At 71.0% G+C, this 17,457-nt stretch carries 17 protein-coding genes; 3 read left to right on the forward strand and 14 right to left on the reverse strand.

Annotation, left to right across the window (positions count from 1 at the left end; all coding sequences use genetic code 11):
* Nucleotides 1–10 precede the first annotated feature (10 nt).
* On the reverse strand, nt 11–1,684 hold the full coding sequence (gene murJ / locus AC07B0_RS28890) for a murein biosynthesis integral membrane protein MurJ (RefSeq protein WP_478899223.1): 1,674 nt from the start codon (nt 1,682–1,684) through the stop codon (nt 11–13).
* Between the two features lie 305 nt (nt 1,685–1,989).
* Here murJ and AC07B0_RS28895 point away from each other — a divergent pair, with 305 nt between their 5' ends.
* Nucleotides 1,990–3,210, forward strand: a complete 1,221-nt coding sequence (locus AC07B0_RS28895) for a L,D-transpeptidase (protein WP_478899225.1) — start codon at nt 1,990–1,992, stop codon at nt 3,208–3,210.
* A 201-nt stretch (nt 3,211–3,411) separates the two neighbouring features.
* Entirely contained in the window at nt 3,412–5,001 is a 1,590-nt protein-coding gene (locus AC07B0_RS28900; protein ID WP_478899226.1) for an alpha/beta fold hydrolase, read from the forward strand.
* Nucleotides 5,002–5,043: 42 nt separating this feature from the next.
* Here the strand turns inward: AC07B0_RS28900 and AC07B0_RS28905 are convergent, their stop codons facing one another.
* From AC07B0_RS28905 to AC07B0_RS28960, 12 genes are all read right to left on the reverse strand, one after another.
* Nucleotides 5,044–5,922, reverse strand: a complete 879-nt coding sequence (locus AC07B0_RS28905) for an amino acid ABC transporter permease (RefSeq protein WP_356876315.1) — start codon at nt 5,920–5,922, stop codon at nt 5,044–5,046.
* Nucleotides 5,919–6,563 (reverse strand): amino acid ABC transporter permease, encoded by a 645-nt coding sequence (locus tag AC07B0_RS28910; protein WP_356876317.1) that lies wholly within the window; start codon nt 6,561–6,563, stop codon nt 5,919–5,921. Before AC07B0_RS28910 ends, AC07B0_RS28905 begins: the two co-directional genes overlap by 4 nt.
* 17 nt (nt 6,564–6,580) lie before the next feature.
* Nucleotides 6,581–7,489 carry a glutamate ABC transporter substrate-binding protein gene (locus AC07B0_RS28915; protein WP_356876319.1) on the reverse strand — a complete coding sequence of 303 codons (909 nt, stop codon included), beginning with the start codon at nt 7,487–7,489 and terminating at the stop codon, nt 6,581–6,583.
* Between the two features lie 12 nt (nt 7,490–7,501).
* On the reverse strand, nt 7,502–8,245 hold the full coding sequence (locus AC07B0_RS28920) for an amino acid ABC transporter ATP-binding protein (protein ID WP_356876321.1): 744 nt from the start codon (nt 8,243–8,245) through the stop codon (nt 7,502–7,504).
* 110 nt (nt 8,246–8,355) lie between these two features.
* Nucleotides 8,356–8,796, reverse strand: a complete 441-nt coding sequence (locus tag AC07B0_RS28925; RefSeq protein WP_356876323.1) for a DUF6278 family protein — start codon at nt 8,794–8,796, stop codon at nt 8,356–8,358.
* A gap of 83 nt (nt 8,797–8,879) precedes the next feature.
* Nucleotides 8,880–9,659, reverse strand: coding sequence for an exodeoxyribonuclease III (locus tag AC07B0_RS28930; RefSeq protein ID WP_356876325.1), 780 nt, complete (start codon nt 9,657–9,659; stop codon nt 8,880–8,882).
* Between the two features lie 30 nt (nt 9,660–9,689).
* Complete coding sequence (locus AC07B0_RS28935) at nt 9,690–10,322, reverse strand: MBL fold metallo-hydrolase (RefSeq protein WP_469382345.1); 633 nt, start codon at nt 10,320–10,322, stop codon at nt 9,690–9,692.
* A 30-nt stretch (nt 10,323–10,352) separates the two neighbouring features.
* Nucleotides 10,353–10,943: a hypothetical protein gene (locus tag AC07B0_RS28940; protein WP_356876329.1), complete on the reverse strand. Its 591-nt coding sequence runs from the start codon at nt 10,941–10,943 to the stop codon at nt 10,353–10,355.
* Nucleotides 10,940–12,112, reverse strand: a complete 1,173-nt coding sequence (locus tag AC07B0_RS28945) for an ROK family glucokinase (RefSeq protein WP_469382344.1) — start codon at nt 12,110–12,112, stop codon at nt 10,940–10,942. The genes AC07B0_RS28940 and AC07B0_RS28945 overlap by 4 nt, the downstream gene beginning before the upstream one ends.
* 16 nt (nt 12,113–12,128) lie before the next feature.
* Entirely contained in the window at nt 12,129–12,989 is an 861-nt protein-coding gene (locus AC07B0_RS28950; RefSeq protein WP_469382343.1) for an ATP-binding cassette domain-containing protein, read from the reverse strand.
* The gene (locus AC07B0_RS28955; RefSeq protein WP_356876335.1) at nt 12,986–14,023 is read right to left on the reverse strand and encodes an ABC transporter permease; all 1,038 of its coding nucleotides are present in this window, start codon (nt 14,021–14,023) and stop codon (nt 12,986–12,988) included. Before AC07B0_RS28955 ends, AC07B0_RS28950 begins: the two co-directional genes overlap by 4 nt.
* Nucleotides 14,020–15,030, reverse strand: a complete 1,011-nt coding sequence (locus tag AC07B0_RS28960) for a sugar ABC transporter substrate-binding protein (RefSeq protein ID WP_478899227.1) — start codon at nt 15,028–15,030, stop codon at nt 14,020–14,022. Before AC07B0_RS28960 ends, AC07B0_RS28955 begins: the two co-directional genes overlap by 4 nt.
* 142 nt (nt 15,031–15,172) lie before the next feature.
* Between AC07B0_RS28960 and AC07B0_RS28965 the strand changes: the two genes are divergently transcribed.
* Nucleotides 15,173–16,177: a Gfo/Idh/MocA family protein gene (locus AC07B0_RS28965; RefSeq protein WP_356876339.1), complete on the forward strand. Its 1,005-nt coding sequence runs from the start codon at nt 15,173–15,175 to the stop codon at nt 16,175–16,177.
* Nucleotides 16,178–16,211: 34 nt separating this feature from the next.
* On the opposite strand, the gene AC07B0_RS28970 is transcribed toward AC07B0_RS28965, so the two are convergent.
* Nucleotides 16,212–17,396 (reverse strand): cytochrome P450 family protein, encoded by a 1,185-nt coding sequence (locus tag AC07B0_RS28970; protein WP_356876341.1) that lies wholly within the window; start codon nt 17,394–17,396, stop codon nt 16,212–16,214.
* Nucleotides 17,397–17,457 lie beyond the last annotated feature (61 nt).

Here is a 17,457-nt window from a genome sequence, read left to right on the forward strand (position 1 = left end):
CTTCCTCCCGCTAACGGCCGGTTCGGCGCCGCAGGGAGGTCAGCAGGTCGGTGATCTCCGTCAGGCGCAGCGGCCCGGCGAGGACAACGACGACCAGCAGGATCGCGACGGTTCCCGCTCCGGCGGCGGCGACGTCCCCGAACCGGTCGGCGGCACGGGCGGCGGCGTACCCGGCGGCGCCCGCGGGCAGGCAGGCGGCGAGCAGCCGCAGGTGGGTGCCCGCGGCCGTAGAGGTCCGGCCGGTACGGGTCCCGGGGCGCGGGCCGAGCCGGCGGGCGAGGGCGTACGCGGTCACGGCGGCGCCGACGGTGTAGGCGATCGTGGAGGCGGCCGCCATGCCGGTGACCGCCCAGCGCGGGGAGAGCAGGAAGAACGCGGCGGCCGACAGGGCGGCGTTCAGCCCGGCGATGACCAGGTTGAGGAGGAAGGGGGTGCGGGTGTCGGACAGGGCGTAGAAGGCGCGGGAGAGCACGTACTGGCCGGAGAAGGCGACGAGGCCGGGCGCGAAGGCGATCAGGATGCCGGCCATGGCCTCGATGTCGGCGGGGGCGGTGCGTCCGTACCCGAAGACGCTGCCCATCAGCCACGGGGCGAGGACCGCGAAGGCGGTGGCGGCGGGCACCACGAGGGCGGCGCTGGAGCGCAGCGCGTACGAGACGTCCCGGCGGACCGACGCGCGGTCGCCCTCGGTCGCCGCGGCCGCCATGCGGGGAGTGAGGGCGGTGACGAGGGAGACGGTGATGATGCCCTGCGGGACGACCCACAGCTGGTAGGCGTTGCTGTAGGCGGTGTAGCCCATGCCGTCGTGGCCCGCGAGGTCTCCGGCGGTGGTGGACAGGCGGGTCACCACCCAGTAGGCGATCTGGTTGGTGAGGACCAGCAGGACGAGCCAGCCGGCGTTGCGCAGGGGGCGGGCGAGGCCGCTGCCGCGCCAGTCGAAGCGGGGGCGCCAGCGGAAGCCGGCGGAGCGCAGCGAGGGGATCAGGGCGAGGGCCTGGACGACGATGCCGGCGGTGGTGCCGATCCCGAGGAGTCGGGCGTCGGCGGCGGTGAGGCCGTCGGCGTCGCCGTGGGAGAGGTGGAGGAAGAGCCCGAAGACGCCGATGACGACGAGGTTGTTGAGGACCGGGGTCCACATCATCGCGCCGAAGCGGCCGCGGGCGTTCAGCACCTGGCCGAGCAGGGTGAACAGGCCGTAGAAGAGGATCTGCGGGAGGCAGAACCGGGCCAGGGCGACGGTGGTGCTCAGCTGGTCCCCGCTGTAGGGGGTGTACGCGCCGATGATGGCCGGGGCGGCGAGGACCGCGAGGGCGGTGAGCAGGAGGAGCGCCGCGGTGCAGGCGGTGAGCAGCCGGTCGGTGTAGGCGGCGCCGCCGTCCGCGTGTTCCCTGGCGGCGCGCACCAGCTCCGGGACGAAGACGGCGTTGAGGGCGCCGCCGACGAGCAGCATGTACAGGATGTTGGGGACGGTGTTGGCGACGGCGTAGGAGTCGCCGAGGATTCCGATGCCGAGGGCGGCGACGACGACCGCGGAGCGGACGAAGCCGGTGGCGCGGGAGACGACCGAGCCGGCGGCCATGAGCGCGCCGCTGCGCAGGACCGACCCGCTCTTCGCGGGGGCCTGCGCGTCGGGGGCCTGTGCGTCGGCGGGGGCCGCGGCCGGACTCGTTCCGGTGGCGGTCATCGGGGTCTCCCGTTCGGTGCGGCCCGACGGGCTGGCGTCGGGCGGGCGAAGTCTGGAGGGTACCCCGTGTATCTGGCATGCACCTGCCGCAGGTCGGAGCGTACGCGGCACCTTGCCGGTGAAGTCGGGCTCCGGGTAGGGCCTTTCGGCCCTGATTCCCGGACGAAGGGCCCTGACCTGCCGCCGGGAGGGAGCGGGTGACGTACCGGAAAAAATCCTCCGGATATTTTCCGCAAAACGCGCAACCCGACGGCGCCCCGTTCGCTCCTTGCTTACGACGATCATTATTTTCGGAGGGGAATCCGTTGAGCCGCACACGCCGTACCGCACTGCCGCGCCGGGGCCGTCACGCCACGCTGGCGGGCACCGCACTCCTGGCCGCCGCGCTGACCGCCTGCGGGGGCGGTTCGGACGCCGGCGGGAGCGGGACCGGCAACGCGGAGATGAAGCAGAAGCCGGCCATGGCGATCGCGGTGAACCTCACGGGCGATCAGGTCAAGGCGGGCGAGCCCGTCACCGTGACCCTCGCCGAGGGCAAGCTCGCGCAGGTGAAGGTGACGGACGGCAAGGGCGGGGAACTGCCCGGCCGGATATCCGCCGACAGCAAGAGCTGGACCTCGGAGCGCAACGCCTCGCCGGGCACCGACTACAAGGTCGAGGCGCAGAACACCGACAGCCAGAACGCGAACGCCCAGTTCAAGACCTCTGCGGCGGACAAGGTCAACAAGGTCTCGATCAACATCCCCAAGGGCAGCACGGTGGGCGTCGCGATGCCCGTCTCGCTCGTCTTCGACAACCCGGTGAAGAACAAGGCCGAGGTGGAGAAGCAGCTGAAGGTGACCTCCTCGGACAACACCGAGGGCTCCTGGGGCTGGTTCAAGGACTACTCCGGCAAGGACCGGGTGGACTGGCGGCCGAAGGACTACTGGAAGTCCGGCACCGACGTGAAGGTCGAGATGAACCTGAACGGCGTGGACTCCGGACAGGGCGGCGGGCTCTTCGCCCGCGACTACAACACCGAGTTCAAGATAGGCAAGGACCGCCGGATCGAGGTCAGCCTCGACACCAAGAAGCTGTCGGTCACCGAGGGCGGCCAGACGGTCAGGACGATCCCCGTCTCGGCGGGAACTCCCGGCGGCGACAAGGCCTCCTGGTCCGGGAAAATGGTGCTGATGGCGAAGGAGGGCACCATCCGGATGGATTCGCGGACGGTGGGCCTGGGCGACTCCTACGACAAGATGGTCGACTTCTCCATGCGGCTGACCTGGTCGGGCATGTACGCGCACGCCGCGCCGTGGAACTCCGGCAACTTCGGCAACGCCAACAGCAGTTCCGGCTGCGTGGGCATGAGCGACGCCAACGCGAAGTCCCTCTACGAGCAGGTGCAGCCCGGCGACCCCTTCGAGGTCGTCGGCAAGGGGTCGAAGGGCAACGCCGAGATCGGCAACGGCTACGGCGAGTGGAACCTGTCCTGGGACGCCTGGAAGGCCAAGAGCGCCCTGGGCGGCGGCGCGCAGAACGGCTGACCCCGGCGCGGGCGCCGGCCGCCGCGGCACTGACCGACGTGGCACTGGCCGCCGTGGCACTGGCCGCCGTGACGCAAACCGCCGTGGTGCTGACTCTTGTTCAATTGTTACCACCACGTAACTTACTCACGGGTTACCCCGAGTAAGCCCCTCCCGTTACCGTCGGGTCACTTTGACACCGGCGCACGTGAGGAGCGACCGATGCCAGTCCGCACCACCACCGCAGCGACCGTGGCGACCCTGCTCGCGGCAGCCGCCCTGGGCCTGGCCCCCCACCAGGCCCAGGCGGCACCCGCAGCCGCGCACACCTCGACCGCCGCCGCCTCGCCGGAACTGCGCTTCCACGACATTCCGGGCTCCGGCGGCATCACCCTCAAGGGCAACGTCTTCACCCCCGCGGGCGCCGTGGCGGGCCGCACCTACCCGCTGATCGTGCTGCCCACGAGCTGGGGCATGCCGCAGATCGAATACATCGCCCAGGCCCGCAAGCTCGCCGACTCCGGCTACGTGGTGGTCGGTTACACCTCGCGCGGCTTCTGGCTCTCGGGCGGCGAGATCGAGACGGCCGGCCCGGCGGACGTCGCCGACGTCTCCGCCGTCATCGACTGGGCCCTCGCCAAGACCCCCGCCGACCCCGCGCGCATCGGCCTGGGCGGGGTCTCGTACGGGGCCGGCATCAGCCTGCTGGCCTCCGCGCACGACCCGCGCGTCAAGGCCGTCGTCGCGCTCAGCGGCTGGGCCGACCTCATCGAGTCCATCTACTCCGGGCGCACCCAGCACGTCCAGGCCGCCGGTCTGCTCGGCGCCGCCGGCGCCGTCACCGGCCGCCCGGGCGCCGAACTCCGGCAGGTACTCGGCGACTTCCTCGGCTCGAAGCTGGACAAGGAACAGCAGATGATCGACTGGGGCCGCAAGCGGTCCGCCTCCGAGCAGGTCGACCGGATCAACGCCAACGGGGCGGCGGTCATGCTCGGCAACGCCTGGGGCGACACCATCTTCCCGCCCAACCAGTACGCGGCCTTCTACGAGAAGCTGACCGGACCCAAGCGCCTGGAGTTCCGGCCCGGGGACCACGCCACCGCCGAGGCCACCGGACTGCTCGGCCTGCCCAACGACACCTGGACCAGCGCCCACCGGTGGTTCGACCGCTACCTCAAGGGCGAACGCAACGGCATCGACACCGAGGCCCCCGTCCAGATCAAGTCCCGCAGCACCGGGGGCTACGAGGGCTACGCCGACTGGAAGTCGGTCGGCTCCGGCGGCACCGAGCGGATCGCGCTCTCCGACAGCGAACACGTCTTCGCCAACGTGGACTCCGGCGCCAACGGCGGCGTCGTGCTGCTGTCCAACCTCCTCGACCAGTTCCTGAAGACGCCGCCGGTGGCTTCCATCCCGCTGCTCCCCCGCTCCTTCGCCGCCATCTGGCAGTCGCAGCGCTACGACGAGGAGCGCCGCGTCCGCGGCACCGTGAAGCTCCACACCACCGTGACGCCCACCAAGGGCGACGGCACCTTCGTCGCCTACCTCTACGACGTCGGCCCGCTCGGCCTCGGCAAGCTGGTCAGCAACGCCCCGTACACCTTCCACGGGAAGACCCCCGGGCAGTCGTTCGGCGTGGACCTGGAACTCTTCTCCACCGCCTACGACGTACCCGAGGGCCACCGGCTCGCGCTTGTCGTCGACACCGTCGACCCGCTGTACATCGAGCACAACCCCACCGGCGCGCAGCTGACCTTCTCCTCGCCGCGCACCGATCCCAGCTACGTCTCGGTGCCGCTGCGCGAGCAGTGATCCACGGCCGCGGCCGGGGAGGGGCAGGTGCCCCGCGCGCCGCTACCTCCCCGGCAGCACCCCTCCCGGTTCCGCGTCCGGGAGGGTGACCGCCTCGGTCTTGGGGTTGCGGCGCTCGCGCCGGGCCACCCAGGTCGCGAACCAGGACAGCAGCATGCACATGCCGATGTAGATCGGGGAGATGATCATCACGACGGGGATGAACGGCAGGTCGTAGTCCAGGTTGGAGGCGATCAGCTTGCCCGCGTGCAGGAACTCCTCGTAGGTGATCAGGTAGCCCAGCGAGGTGTCCTTCAGTGCCACGACGAGCTGGCTGATGATCGTGGGCAGCATGGCCCGGACGGCCTGCGGGGCGAGGACGTGGGTCATGACCTGCGTCTTGCGCATGCCGAGCGCGTACGCCGCCTCGCGCTGCCCCTTGTCCACCGCGTTGATGCCCGTACGGAAGACCTCGGCCAGGACCGACCCGTTGTACAGGGTCAGCCCGGCGACCAGCGCGGGCAGGGGCTGGACCTTCAGCGCGACGAAGATGAAGAAGATCATCACGAGGACCGGCATCGCGCGGAAGAACTCCACGCACAGCGTCGCGAGCCAGCGCAGGGGCCGGTGCACCGAGAGCCGGCCGCAGGCGAGGACCGCGCCGAGGACGAGGGAGAGCACCGAGGCGTAGACGAAGGCCTTCAGGGTGTTGCCCAGGCCCCTGAGCAGGAGTTCCTGGATCCCCTCGTAGGTGAAGGGGTTCCACTTGGCGGCGGTGAACTGGTCGGTGTCGAAGAGCAGGTAGAGGATCCAGGCCAGCAGTCCGAGGATGAGCGCCGTCGAGGCGATCCCGTAGAGCAGGTGCCGGCGCCGGGCGCGGGGGCCGGGGATGTCGTAGAGGGCGGTGGACTCCACGTCTCCGTGCAGCGCGTGGGCGGTCATCGGGCGACTCCGTAGCGCTTCTCCAGCACGTGGAAGAGCGCGCTGATGGACAGGGTGATGATCAGGTACCCCACGGCGATCCAGATGAAGGTCCAGATGATGCTGTAGCCCAGCTCGTTGAGGGTCTTGTAGGTGCCCAGCAGTTCGTTGACGCTGAAGGCCCCGGCGATCGCCGAGTTCTTGGCGAGGGCGATCAGCGTGGAGCCGATGGGCGGGATGACGGAGCGGAAGGCCTGCGGGAGGACCACGTCGCCCAGGGTCTGCCCGAAGGACATGCCGAGGCTGCGGGCCGCCTCGCCCTGCCCCTTGGGCACGGTGTTGATGCCGGAGCGGAGCACCTCGCAGATGAAGGCGGAGGTGTAGCAGCCGAGCGCGAGGACGGCGAACACCTGGAAGGGCAGGACGATCCCGAAGCGCGGCAGGCCCAGCAGCACGGCGAAGAAGAGGAGGGTGAGCGGGGTGTTGCGCAGCACGGTCACCCAGACGGTGCCGAAGACCCGGAAGGAGCCGACGGGCGCGACCCGGAAGGAGGCCATGAGGAAGCCCAGGACCAGGGCGAGGAGGGAGGCGTAGACCGTGAGCTGGACGGTGCCGAGGAAGCCCTTGCCGTAGAGGGCGAAGTTGTCGGTGAGTACGTTCATGGCGGTGCGCTCTCCCCTCAGCCCGCCGGGTAGCGGTCGATGGCGGGCGGTGTGGGGGCGGGCTGGCCGGACAGGCCGAGCGTGGCCTCGTAGGCCTTCTTCCAGTCGCCGTTCTTCTCGTGCGCCTCCAGGGCGTCGTCGAGGGCGAGGCGCAGCGCGTTGTCGCCGCGCGGGACGCCGATGCCGTAGGGCTCCTCGGAGAAGGGTTTGCCGACCACCTTGAGTTCCTCGGGGACCTTGGCCGCGTAGCCCAGCAGGATGGAGTCGTCGGTGGAGACGGCGTCGACCTGGTAGGTCAGCAGGTTGTCCACGCAGACCGAGTAGGTGTCGTAGGCGACGAGGACGGCCTTCGGGTACTCCTTCTGGAGCCGCTGGTAGGGGGTGGATCCGGCGGCCGAGCAGACCTTCTTGCCCGCCAGGTCCTCGGGGCCCTTGATGTCCTTCTCGTCCTTGCGGACCAGGAGGGACTGGCCGGCCATGAAGTAGGGTCCGGCGAAGCCGACCTGCTTCTTGCGGTTGTCGTTGATCGTGTAGGTGCCCACGTAGTAGTCGATCTGGCCGTTCTGGAGGGCCGTCTCGCGGTTGGCGGAGGCGATCGTCTTGAACTCGATCTGCTTCGGGTCGAAGCCGAGGGAGGCCGCCATCATCTTGGCGATCTCGATGTCGAATCCGGAGTAGCGACCGCTGGCGGGGTCCTTCTCGCCCATGTACGGCTGGTCCTCCTTGACGCCGACCACGAGGCGGCCGCGCTTCTTGGCCCGCTGCCAGGTGCGGGAGCCGGGCAGCTCGAAGCCGGTGGCGACCTTGTAGACGGGCAGGTCCTCGGGCTGCGGGCCCTTGACCGGGGGGCTGCCGGGCTTGCCGCAGCCGGCGGTGGCGAGGAGCAGGACCAGGAGGAGGGCGCCGAGGGCGCGGACGTGCTTCATCGGGCCGCCCCCTCAGTGCTTGAGGATCTTGGAGAGGAAGTCCTTGGCGCGCTCGCTCTCGGGAGCGGTGAAGAACTCCTCGGGGGTGCGGTCCTCGACGACCTTCCCGTCGGCCATGAAGACGACGCGGTTGGCCGCGGAACGGGCGAAGCCCATCTCGTGGGTGACCACGACCATCGTCATGCCCTCGGCGGCGAGCTGCTGCATGACCTCCAGCACCTCGTTGATCATCTCCGGGTCGAGTGCCGAGGTGGGCTCGTCGAAGAGCAGCGCCTTGGGGCTCATGGCCAGGGCGCGGGCGATGGCCACGCGCTGCTGCTGGCCGCCGGACAGCTGGGCGGGGTACTTGTCGGCCTGGTCGGCGAGGCCGACCCGGTCGAGGAGCTCCCGGGAGCGCTTGTCGGCCTCGTCCCGCTTGCGCTTCCTGACCTTGATCTGCGCGAGCGAGACGTTGGCCAGGACGGTCTTGTGCGCGAACAGGTTGAAGGACTGGAAGACCATCCCGACCTCGGCCCGCAGCCCGGCCAGGTCCTTGCCCTCGGCGGGGAGGGGTTTGCCGTCGAGGAGGATCGTGCCCGACTCGATGGTCTCCAGCCGGTTGATCGTCCGGCACAGGGTCGATTTCCCGGAGCCGGAGGGGCCGATGATCACCACCACCTCCCCGCGGCCGACCGTGAGGTTGATGTCCTGGAGGACGTGCAACGTCCCGTAGTGCTTGTTGACGTCCCGCAGCTCGATCAACGGATCGACGGCCATACGCTGCCCTGCCCACTTGTCGGTGTGTCGAGGTCAGCGCAAACTATCCAGCCGCCGAAGGGGACTTCCCCTCGACACGCCTAAAAGGTACATAAAGCAGACCGGGCCGGTCAGCCTTCGGAGGCCTCGGCGTAGGCCTGGCTGAGCTCGGGCGATCCGGTCATCGCCCAGGACACCCCCGACTCGACCACGTTCAGCTCGCGCCCGGACGCGAGGCGGATCACCGGCTGCCCGTTCGGCCAGATCTGCCAGGCGGAGCCCGGGATGGTCCGGACGATCACGGTCCCGAGGTAGAAGCCGGCGTCGTTGCCGAGCCAGGGCACGGCCTCGGGATCGCGCCGCCAGCGCGGCATCAGCTGGTCGAGCGCCTCCAACGAGGCCGGGGTCCCGTCGAGTTCGAGCCCGGCCGCCCTCGCCTGCGCCCGCAGCATCTCGCACTCCGAGAACAGTTCGGCGACGCCCTCGGGATCGTCGGCGAGGGCGACGGCGAGTCCCGCACCCTGTTCCGTCTCGTGCCGGTTCCGCCAGTTGGCCAGGAAAGGGATACGCATACCGCCCAGCGTGGCACCAGGAACGGCCGCTGGCCACAGGGCGCGCCTGCCCGGCCGGTGATCACGGGATCCCGGCCGGGTGCTCAGACGTCCAGGTCGACGACGACCGGGGCGTGGTCGGAGGCGCCCTTGCCCTTGCGCTCCTCACGGTCGACGTACGCGTCCTTGACCGCCTTCACGAAGGGCTGGTTCCCGTAGACCAGGTCGATGCGCATGCCCTTGTTCTTGGGGAAGGCGAGCATCCGGTAGTCCCAGAAGGTGTACGGACGGTCGTACTTGAGCGCGCGCGGGAAGACGTCGGACAGGCCCGCGGTCCGCAGGGCCTCCAGGGCGGCGCGCTCCGCGGGGGTGACGTGCGTGAGGCCGGCGAAGACCGCCGGGTCGTAGACGTCCTCGTCGGTCGGCGCCACGTTGAAGTCGCCGAGCACGGCGAACGGGCGCGGGCCGGCCGCGTCTTCGGCGATGGCGGTGGTGAGGGCGCCGAACCAGTTCAGCTTGTAGCCGTAGTGGTCGTGCTCGACCTCGCGGCCGTTGGGTACGTAGACCGACCAGACGCGGACGCCGCCGCAGGTGGCGGAGATGGCGCGGGGTTCCTGCACGCCCTCGTAGTCCGGTCCGTCCGGCAGGCCCCGCACCACGTCCTCCAGGCCGACCCTGGAGAGCAGGGCGACGCCGTTCCACCGGCCGGTGGCGTGGACGGCCGACTCGTATCCCAGCTCGCGCAGCGCGTCGGCGGGGAACTGCTCCGCCGAGCACTTGGTCTCCTGGATGCACAGGACATCCGTGCCGGAGCTCTCCAGCCAGGCGAGCAGACGCGGCAGCCGGGCGGTGATCGAGTTGACGTTGTACGTGGCGATGCGCATGCGTCCCAACCTACCGCCAAGCACCGACAGTCACAGGTCGGTGTGCTCCCCGGCGGTGAGTCGGCCGTGCGGGGCGCCGGAGAGGGCGTTCAGGGCCGTGTCGTAGACGGGCCGGGCGATGTCGGAGAGGTAGGCGTCGTGGATGTCGACGGTCTGGCGGGGCTTGACCTCACGGACGTAGTCGATCACCTCGGCGATCTTGTTCCAGGGGGCGTGCACCGGGATCATCAGCGTCTCGACGGGCACGCCGGGCACGGTCAGCGCGTCCCCGGGGTGGAAGAGCGAGCCGTCCACGAGGTAGCCGACGTTGGTGACGCGCGGGATGTCCGGGTGGATCACCGCGTGCAGTTCTCCGTGCACCTGGATCTCGAACCCGGCGGTCGCGAACGCGTCGCCGTGTCCCACGGTGTGCACGCGGCCCGGGTAGGCCGGGGCGAGCTTCTCGGCGACGCTGCGCAGGGTCCACAGCTCCGCGCCGGGGTTCGCGTCGAGCGCGGCCCGCAGCCGGCCCTCCTCGAAGTGGTCGGGGTGCTCGTGCGTGACCAGCAGGACGTCCGCCCCGAGGCCCGCGTCGGGTTCGCTGAAGGCGCCCGGGTCGACGACGAGCGTGCGCCCGTCCTTCTCCAACTGGACGCAGGAGTGCAGCCGCTTGGTGAGCTTCATGATCCCAGGCTATCGGCCGCGGGCGCCCCCCTACGGGATCGCGGTGGAGACGACGTAGACCCGGGGGTTCGCCGGGTTGGTGAGGTCGACGGTGACGTCCCGGGTGGGGCGGGGTTCCTTCGCGTCCAGCGTGACCCCGTACCAGCGGTGCTTCGGGCTCCAGCTCCAGCCGGCGACGCCCGCGTCGTGCGCGGAGATCGACACCCCGGGGGTGAGCGCCTCGCGGCTGGTGCCGACGTCGGCGAGGAAGGTGTCGAGCTCCTGCGGCGTCACGCCGAACTGGACGTACAGCCGGCTGGTGTGCCAGTTGTTGGTCTCCAGGTACCCGACCAGGGAGGCCATCATCGGGATGGGCACCTCGTAGATGCTGCGCTGCACCTTGGAGGGCCAGGCCTCGCGGACCTTGACGGCGCCGACCTTCGCGGCCTTGTCGCGGCCGCTCTGGCGGCTCTGCTGGGCGGAGACGGCGAGGTAGCCCGCCGGGACCCCGACGAGCAGCAGGATGATGATCGCGGTGATCCAGCGGCGCCGGACCACGTGTCTGCGGTCCTCGGAGGCCGGCGGGGGCGTGCCGTCCGCCTCGGGGGACGGGGCCTGGCGGGGCAGGGAGGGCGGTGTCACGGCTGTCCTGCGTCCTTGGCGTCCGGGGCGTCCGTGGCGGCGGTGCGCCGGCCCAGCTGCGCGTAGCGCTCGTGGCGCTCGACGCGCCGGCGCGTGGCGCGGCGGAAGCGGCGGGCGACGAGCCGGGCGAGGTCGGCGGCGCCGACCATGCCGGCCTCGGGGCCGAGCTGCGCCTTGGCGATGCGTGCCTCGGGGCGGTAGCCCCGGCCGGTGAGGTGGCGCCGGAACGCGTCGCGGGCGGGGCCGATGAGGAGGTCGTCGGCGGCGCTGACACCGCCGCCGATGACGAAGCAGGACGGGTCGAGGGCGGCGGCGAGGTTGGCGATGCCGACGCCCAGCCACTGGCCGATGTCCTGGAGGAGCTCGACGCACATGGCGTCGCCCTCGCGGGCCAGCTCGGTGATCAGCGGTCCGGTGATCTCCGCGACGTTGCCGCCGACCCGGGCGATGATGTTGTACGCGACCGGGGAGTCGGCGGCGGCCAGCTCGCGCGCCTCGCGGACCAGGGCGTTGCCGGAGCTGTACTGCTCCCAGCAGCCTCGGTTGCCGCAGGGGCAGCGGTGGCCGCCGGGGACGACCTGCATGTGGCCGAATTCGCCGGCGACCCCGTAGCGGCCGCGCTTGACCTGGCCGCCTTCGAGGATGGCGCCGCCGATGCCCGTGCCCAGCGTGATCATGACCAGGTGGTCCTCGCCGCGGCCGGCGCCGAAGCGCCACTCGGCCCAGGCGGCGGTGTTGGCATCGTTGTCGACCATGACCGGGACCGCGAGCCTCGACTGGAGGGCGTCGCGCAGCGGCTCGTCGCGCCAGGCGAGGTGGGGGGCGAACAGGACGCGGGAGCGGTCGGCGTCGACCCAGCCCGCGGCCCCGATGCCCACCGCGTGCACGTCGTGCCGGTCGGAGAGGTCCAGCACCAGTTCGACGATGGTGTCCTCGACGACCTTGGCGCTCTTGGACTTGTCGGGGGTCTCGGCGCGGATCTTCTCCAGGATGACCCCGTCGGCGTCCACGACGCCGGCCATCACCTTCGTGCCGCCGATGTCGATCCCGACGGTCGGGACGCGCGGGGCGGTCAGCAGCGACCTGCGCTCACGGGTCCCGACGGTCCGCAGGACGGTGCCCCGCGCCGCCCCCCGGTGGGCGAGCGTGAAGTCCCGGTACGTGCTCATCGAGTCGTGTCGTCCCTCATCGTGCGGTGGTGCCCGGTGCGGAGCCGGGTGCGGCGTCCGGTCCTGATTCTGCCACTCGCTCCAGCTCGTGGCTCAGCTCGTCCAGCTCCGAGCCGCCCGCCATCTGCCGGGTGAGCTCGTCCAGGGTGATCGATTCCCGGGTGTGGCTGCCGGCCATCGTGCCGCGCTTCAGGAGCACGAAACGGTCCCCGACCAGGTAGGCGTGGTGCGGGTTGTGGGTGATGAGGACCACGCCGAGGCCCGCGTCGCGGGCGGCGGCGACGTACTTGAGGACCACGCCGGACTGCTTCACGCCGAGGGCGGCGGTGGGCTCGTCCAGGACGAGGACCTTCGCGCCGAAGTACACGGCCCGGGCGATGGCCACGCACTGGCGCTCGCCGCCGGACAGGGTGCCGATGGGCTGGTCCACGTCGCGCAGGTCGATGCCCATCCGCAGCAGCTCGGTGCGGGTGGTTTCGCGCATGAGGTCCACGTCGAGGCGGCGGAAGGGACCGCGGCCCCTGGTGGGCTCGGAGCCGAGGAAGAAGTTCCGCCAGACGGGCATGAGCGGGACGACGGCCAGGTCCTGGTAGACGGTGGCGATGCCGTGGTCGAGGGCCGCGCGCGGGTTGGCGAGCACGGTCTCCTCCCCCTCGATCTCGAAGGAGCCGGCGTCGTGCCGGTGCAGCCCCGCGATGATCTTGATGAGGGTGGACTTGCCGGCGCCGTTGTCGCCGAGGACGCAGGTGATCTCGCCGGCCGAGACCTCCAGGGAGACCCCCTGGAGGGCGCGGATGTTGCCGTAGTACTTGCTGACGTCGGTCAGCTTCACGAGGGCCGTCGCGGCCTGCGCGCCGGTTCCGGTTTCCTTGCTCACTTGCTCGCCTCCGCCCGCTTGCGCACCCAGGCGTTCAGCAGCGTGGCCAGCAGCAGCATCCCGCCGAGGAAGAACTTGAACCAGTCCGGGTTCCACTGGGCGTAGACGATGCCGTTGCTCGTCATGCCGAAGATGAAGGCCCCGACGGCCGCGCCGATCGCGGAGCCGTAGCCGCCGGTCATCAGACAGCCGCCGATGACGGCCGCGATGATGTAGAGGAACTCGTTGCCGACGCCCTCGCCCGACTGGACGACGTCGAAGGAGAACAGGATGTGCTGGCCGGAGATCCAGGCGCACAGGGCGACGCCCATGTAGAGGCCGATGCGGGTCTTGACCACGGGGACGCCGGTGGCGCGGGCCGCGTCGGCCCCGCCGCCCACGGCGAAGATCCAGTTACCGGCGCGGGTGCGCAGCAGGATCCAGGTGGCGATGGCGACCAGGGCCAGCCACCACAGGATGGTGACCTTGAGGGTGACCGAGCCGATGTTCCACTGCGAGGCGAAGAGCGCGCGGGCCGAGGAGAAGCCCTCCATGTCGGCGATCGACTTCGTGGAGACCGAGCCGCTGATCAGCTTGGTGAAGCCGAGGTTCAGGCCGGTCAGCATCAGGAAGGTGCCGAGCGTGATGATGAAGCTCGGCAGCTTGGTGCGGGTCAGCATGAACCCGTTGAAGAAGCCGATGGCGAGGGTGACCAGCAGCGACACGAGGACGCCGACCCACACGTTGGCGGTCATCTGGTAGCTGAACATCGAACTGACCAGGGCCGACGTGGTGACCATCACGCCGGCGGAGAGGTCGAACTCGCCGCCGATCATGAGCAGGGCGACCGGTACCGCCATGATCCCGATGGTGGAGGCCGAGTAGAGGATCGTGCTCAGGCTGGAGGCCCGCAGGAAGCTTTCGGCCGCGAAGGAGAAGAACACGAAGACGGCGACCGCGCCGACGACCGCGCCCAGTTCGGGGCGGCCGAGGAGGCGGCGCAGCAGGGAGGCCGGCGCGAGGCGTTCGTCGGCGGTGGGGGCGGCGGCGCTCATCGGGTGCCCCGCTTGACGTACTCCTCCAGCTCGGAGGCCTCGGCCCCGGTGACGATCTGCGGGCCCGTGAGGACGGGGCGGCCGCCGCCGAGGACGTCCGCGTTGTAGCGGTAGAGCCACAGCAGGTCCACGGCCTGGTAGCCCTGGAGGTAGGGCTGCTGGTCCACGGCGAAGCCGAGGGCGCCGGACTTGAGGTCACGGGCGACGGATTCGTTGAGGTCGAAGGTGTCCACCTCGGCCTTGCTGCCCGCCGCGTCCTTCGCCTTGACGGCGGTCGGGGCGAAGGGGGCGCCCAGGGTGACGATCGCGTCGACGGACGGGTCCGCCTGGAGCTTCGCCTGGATGGCCGCCTGGACGGAGGGCATGTTGGTGCCCTCGACGTACAGGTTCTCCATGCTCCCGCCGAAGGTCTTCTTCGCCCCGGCGCAGCGCTGCTCGTGGCCGACGTTGCCCTGCTCGTGCAGGACGCAGACGGCCTTCTTCCTGCCGCGCTTGGTCAGCTCGGTGCCGACGGCCTCGCCCGCGATCTGCTCGTCCTGGCCGATGTGGGTGAGGGCCCCGTACTCGGCGGACTGGGCGGATCCGGAGTTGACCGTGATCACCGGGATGCCGGCCTTGACCGCCTTGCCGACGACGTCCTTGAGGGCGTCGGGCTTGGCGAGGCTGACGATGATCCCGTCGACCTTCTGGTCGATGGCGTTCTGCACGAACTGGGCCTGCTGCTGTGCCTGGTCGTCGTGGGAGTAGACGAAGTTGATGTTGTCCTTCGCCGAGGCCTCCTTGGCGCCCTTCTGGACGATGTCCCAGAAGGTGTCCCCGTCGCCCGCGTGGGTGACCATCGCGAAGGTCCAGCGCGGGGTGGACACGGCGGGCCGGCCCGCCTCGGCGGCCTTCGCCCGCTCCTCGGCGCGCTTGCCGCCCGTGCTGCTGCAGCCCGCGAGGGAGGCCCCCAGTACCGCCGCGAGCACGGCGCCCACGACGCGTACCCCTGTCCGAACCCTAGCCACGTCGCCGTGCCCTTCCCTCGTCCGTCATCAATCGGTCATTCCGGTTCCAGCCGCCCAGTATCCGCCACAGTGGACCATGAAGGGCCATCGGGGCGTGCGCGGGCGGATTGACAGGTCCCCCGTACGGGGTCAGGTTGAGTGCATGCGCATCGGGCTCATCGGAACCGGCCGCATCGGTTCGTTCCACGCGGCCGCACTGGCCCGCCACCCGGACGCCGGCTCGCTGCTGCTCGCCGACGCCGATCCCGGGCGGGCCGCGCGGCTCGCGGACCGGCTCGGGGCCACCGCCGCACCGAGCGTGGAGCAGGTCTTCACGTGGGGCGTGGACGCGGTGGTCGTGGCCTGCTCGACCGAGGGGCACGCCGAGCTGGTGCTGCGGGCGGTACGGGCCGGGCTCCCGGTGTTCTGCGAGAAGCCGATGGCACCGGACCTGGCCCGCAGCCTCGCCGTGCTGCGGGAGGTGACGGCCGTCGGCGCAGTGGTCCAGCTGGGCTTCATGCGCCGCTTCGACGCGGGCTACCGCACCGCGCGGGAACTGGTCCGTTCCGGCGCGCTGGGCCGGCTGCACACCGTACGGACGGTGACGGCCGACCCGGCGCCGCCGGACGCCGCATATCTGGCGGCCTCCGGGGGCCTGTACCGGGACTGCCTGGTGCACGACTTCGACGCGGTCCGCTGGGTGACCGGGCACGAGGTCGTCGAGGTGTACGCGGCCGGTTCGGACGCGGGGCCCGCGCGGTTCCGCGCGAGCGGCGACGTCGACACCGCCGCGGCCGTCCTCACCCTGGACGACGGAACCCTCGTCGGCAGTACCGGGACGCGGTGCAACGGCGCCGGGTACGACGTGCGCATGGAGCTGGCCGGTGAGCTGGACCAGGTCTCCGCCGGGCTGGACGACCGTACGCCGATCGCCTCGACCGAACCGCAGGGCCCGCCCGCGGCGAGCAAGCCGTGGGGCGGGTTCCTGGAGCGCTTCGCCCCCGCGTACGAGGCCGAGCTGGCGGCCTTCGTCCGGCTGGTGCGCGGCGAGGGCCCCAACCCGTGCGACGGCCGGGAGGCGCTCGCCGCCTTCCGGGTCGCGGAGGCGTGCGAGCGCTCGCGCCGGGAGCGGCGTCCGGTCCGGCTGGACGAGCTCCCGGATCTCTGAGGGGCCGCGGCGGCGGGCGCTCACGGTGCGGCGCCTACCAGCGCACCGGGTACTGCTTGACGCCCCGGACCAGGGCGCCCCTGATCCACTCGCGCGGCCCGGGCACCTCGGCGAGGTCCGGGAAGCGCTCCAGCAGGCTGCGCAGGGCGATCCGGCCCTCCATGCGGGCGAGCGGGGCGCCGAGGCAGAAGTGGATGCCGTGGCCGAAGGCCATGTGGCCGGGGCCCTGGCGGCGGATGTCGAACACGTCGGGCCGCGCGAAGCGGGCCGGGTCGCGGTCCGCGCTCGCCAGGGAGATCAGGACGGCGGTGCCCTCCTCGATGAAGGTGCCGCCGATCTCCAGGTCCTCGCGGGCGAAGCGGAAGGTGGAGGACTCCACCGGGCCGTCGTAGCGCAGGATCTCCTCGACGGCGCCGTCGATCAGCCCGTCGAAGTCGGCGCGCAGGGCCGCCAGCTGCTCGGGGTGGGCGAACAGGGCCCGTACCCCGTTGGTGATGAGGTGGCTGGTGGTCTCGTATCCGCCGATCATCAGCAGGAAGGCCATGGCAACCAGTTCCCGCGGGGTCAGCCGGTCGCCGTCGTCGTCGCGGCTGAGGGTCCAGGCGCTGAGCAGGTCCTCGCCGGGGGCGGCGCGCTTGGCGTCGGTCAGCTCGGTCAGGTAGGCGGTCATCTCCCGCAGGGCGGCGTCCTCGGCCTCCTGGCCGGTGGGCGAGACGATCTCGACGGACCAGGCCCCGAAGGGGGTGCGGTCGGCGTCGGGGACTCCGAGGAGCTCGCAGATGACGGTCATCGGCAGCGGGGAAGCGAAGGACTTCACCAGGTCCGCGCCGCGGGACGGGTCCGCCTCCATCGCGTCCAGCAGCTCGTCCGTGATCTGCTGGACGCGGGGGCGCAGGTCCTCGACCCGGCGGGAGGTGAAGGGCCGGGACACGAGCCGGCGCAGCCGGGTGTGGTGGGGCGGGTCGGCGCGGTGCATGTTGGCGCTCGCGTCGGTGGTCTCGCGGTCGGCGAAGCTGCGGCCGGAGGTCAGCCAGTTCTTGGAGACGGCGGGGTGGACGAGGGCCTGCCGGGCCTCCTCGTCACCGACGATGAGACAGATTTCCGTGCCGTCCGTCGCCTTGACCCGGTGGACGGGTCCTTCCGCCCGCATCCGCGCGTAGTGCGGGTACGGGTTCTCGTTGAAGTCTTCGGCGATCGAACTGATATCGAGAACGGGCATGACCGTCACAGTAGGCGCGGCGATCAAGCGGGACGGAGCTACTTTCGGACAATCGTGCGGC

This window comes from Streptomyces sp. NPDC044704 (assembly GCF_056433525.1).

Coding starts and splice junctions, on each gene's coding strand:
- murJ (WP_478899223.1), bottom strand. CDS start 1,684: ATGACCGCCACCGGAACGAGTCCGGCCGCGGCCCCCGCCGACGCACAG.
- AC07B0_RS28900 (WP_478899226.1), top strand. CDS start 3,412: ATGCCAGTCCGCACCACCACCGCAGCGACCGTGGCGACCCTGCTCGCG.
- AC07B0_RS28905 (WP_356876315.1), bottom strand. CDS start 5,922: ATGACCGCCCACGCGCTGCACGGAGACGTGGAGTCCACCGCCCTCTAC.
- AC07B0_RS28910 (WP_356876317.1), bottom strand. CDS start 6,563: ATGAACGTACTCACCGACAACTTCGCCCTCTACGGCAAGGGCTTCCTC.
- AC07B0_RS28915 (WP_356876319.1), bottom strand. CDS start 7,489: ATGAAGCACGTCCGCGCCCTCGGCGCCCTCCTCCTGGTCCTGCTCCTC.
- AC07B0_RS28920 (WP_356876321.1), bottom strand. CDS start 8,245: ATGGCCGTCGATCCGTTGATCGAGCTGCGGGACGTCAACAAGCACTAC.
- AC07B0_RS28925 (WP_356876323.1), bottom strand. CDS start 8,796: ATGCGTATCCCTTTCCTGGCCAACTGGCGGAACCGGCACGAGACGGAA.
- AC07B0_RS28930 (WP_356876325.1), bottom strand. CDS start 9,659: ATGCGCATCGCCACGTACAACGTCAACTCGATCACCGCCCGGCTGCCG.
- AC07B0_RS28935 (WP_469382345.1), bottom strand. CDS start 10,322: ATGAAGCTCACCAAGCGGCTGCACTCCTGCGTCCAGTTGGAGAAGGAC.
- AC07B0_RS28945 (WP_469382344.1), bottom strand. CDS start 12,112: ATGAGCACGTACCGGGACTTCACGCTCGCCCACCGGGGGGCGGCGCGG.
- AC07B0_RS28955 (WP_356876335.1), bottom strand. CDS start 14,023: ATGAGCGCCGCCGCCCCCACCGCCGACGAACGCCTCGCGCCGGCCTCC.
- AC07B0_RS28965 (WP_356876339.1), top strand. CDS start 15,173: ATGCGCATCGGGCTCATCGGAACCGGCCGCATCGGTTCGTTCCACGCG.
- AC07B0_RS28970 (WP_356876341.1), bottom strand. CDS start 17,396: ATGCCCGTTCTCGATATCAGTTCGATCGCCGAAGACTTCAACGAGAAC.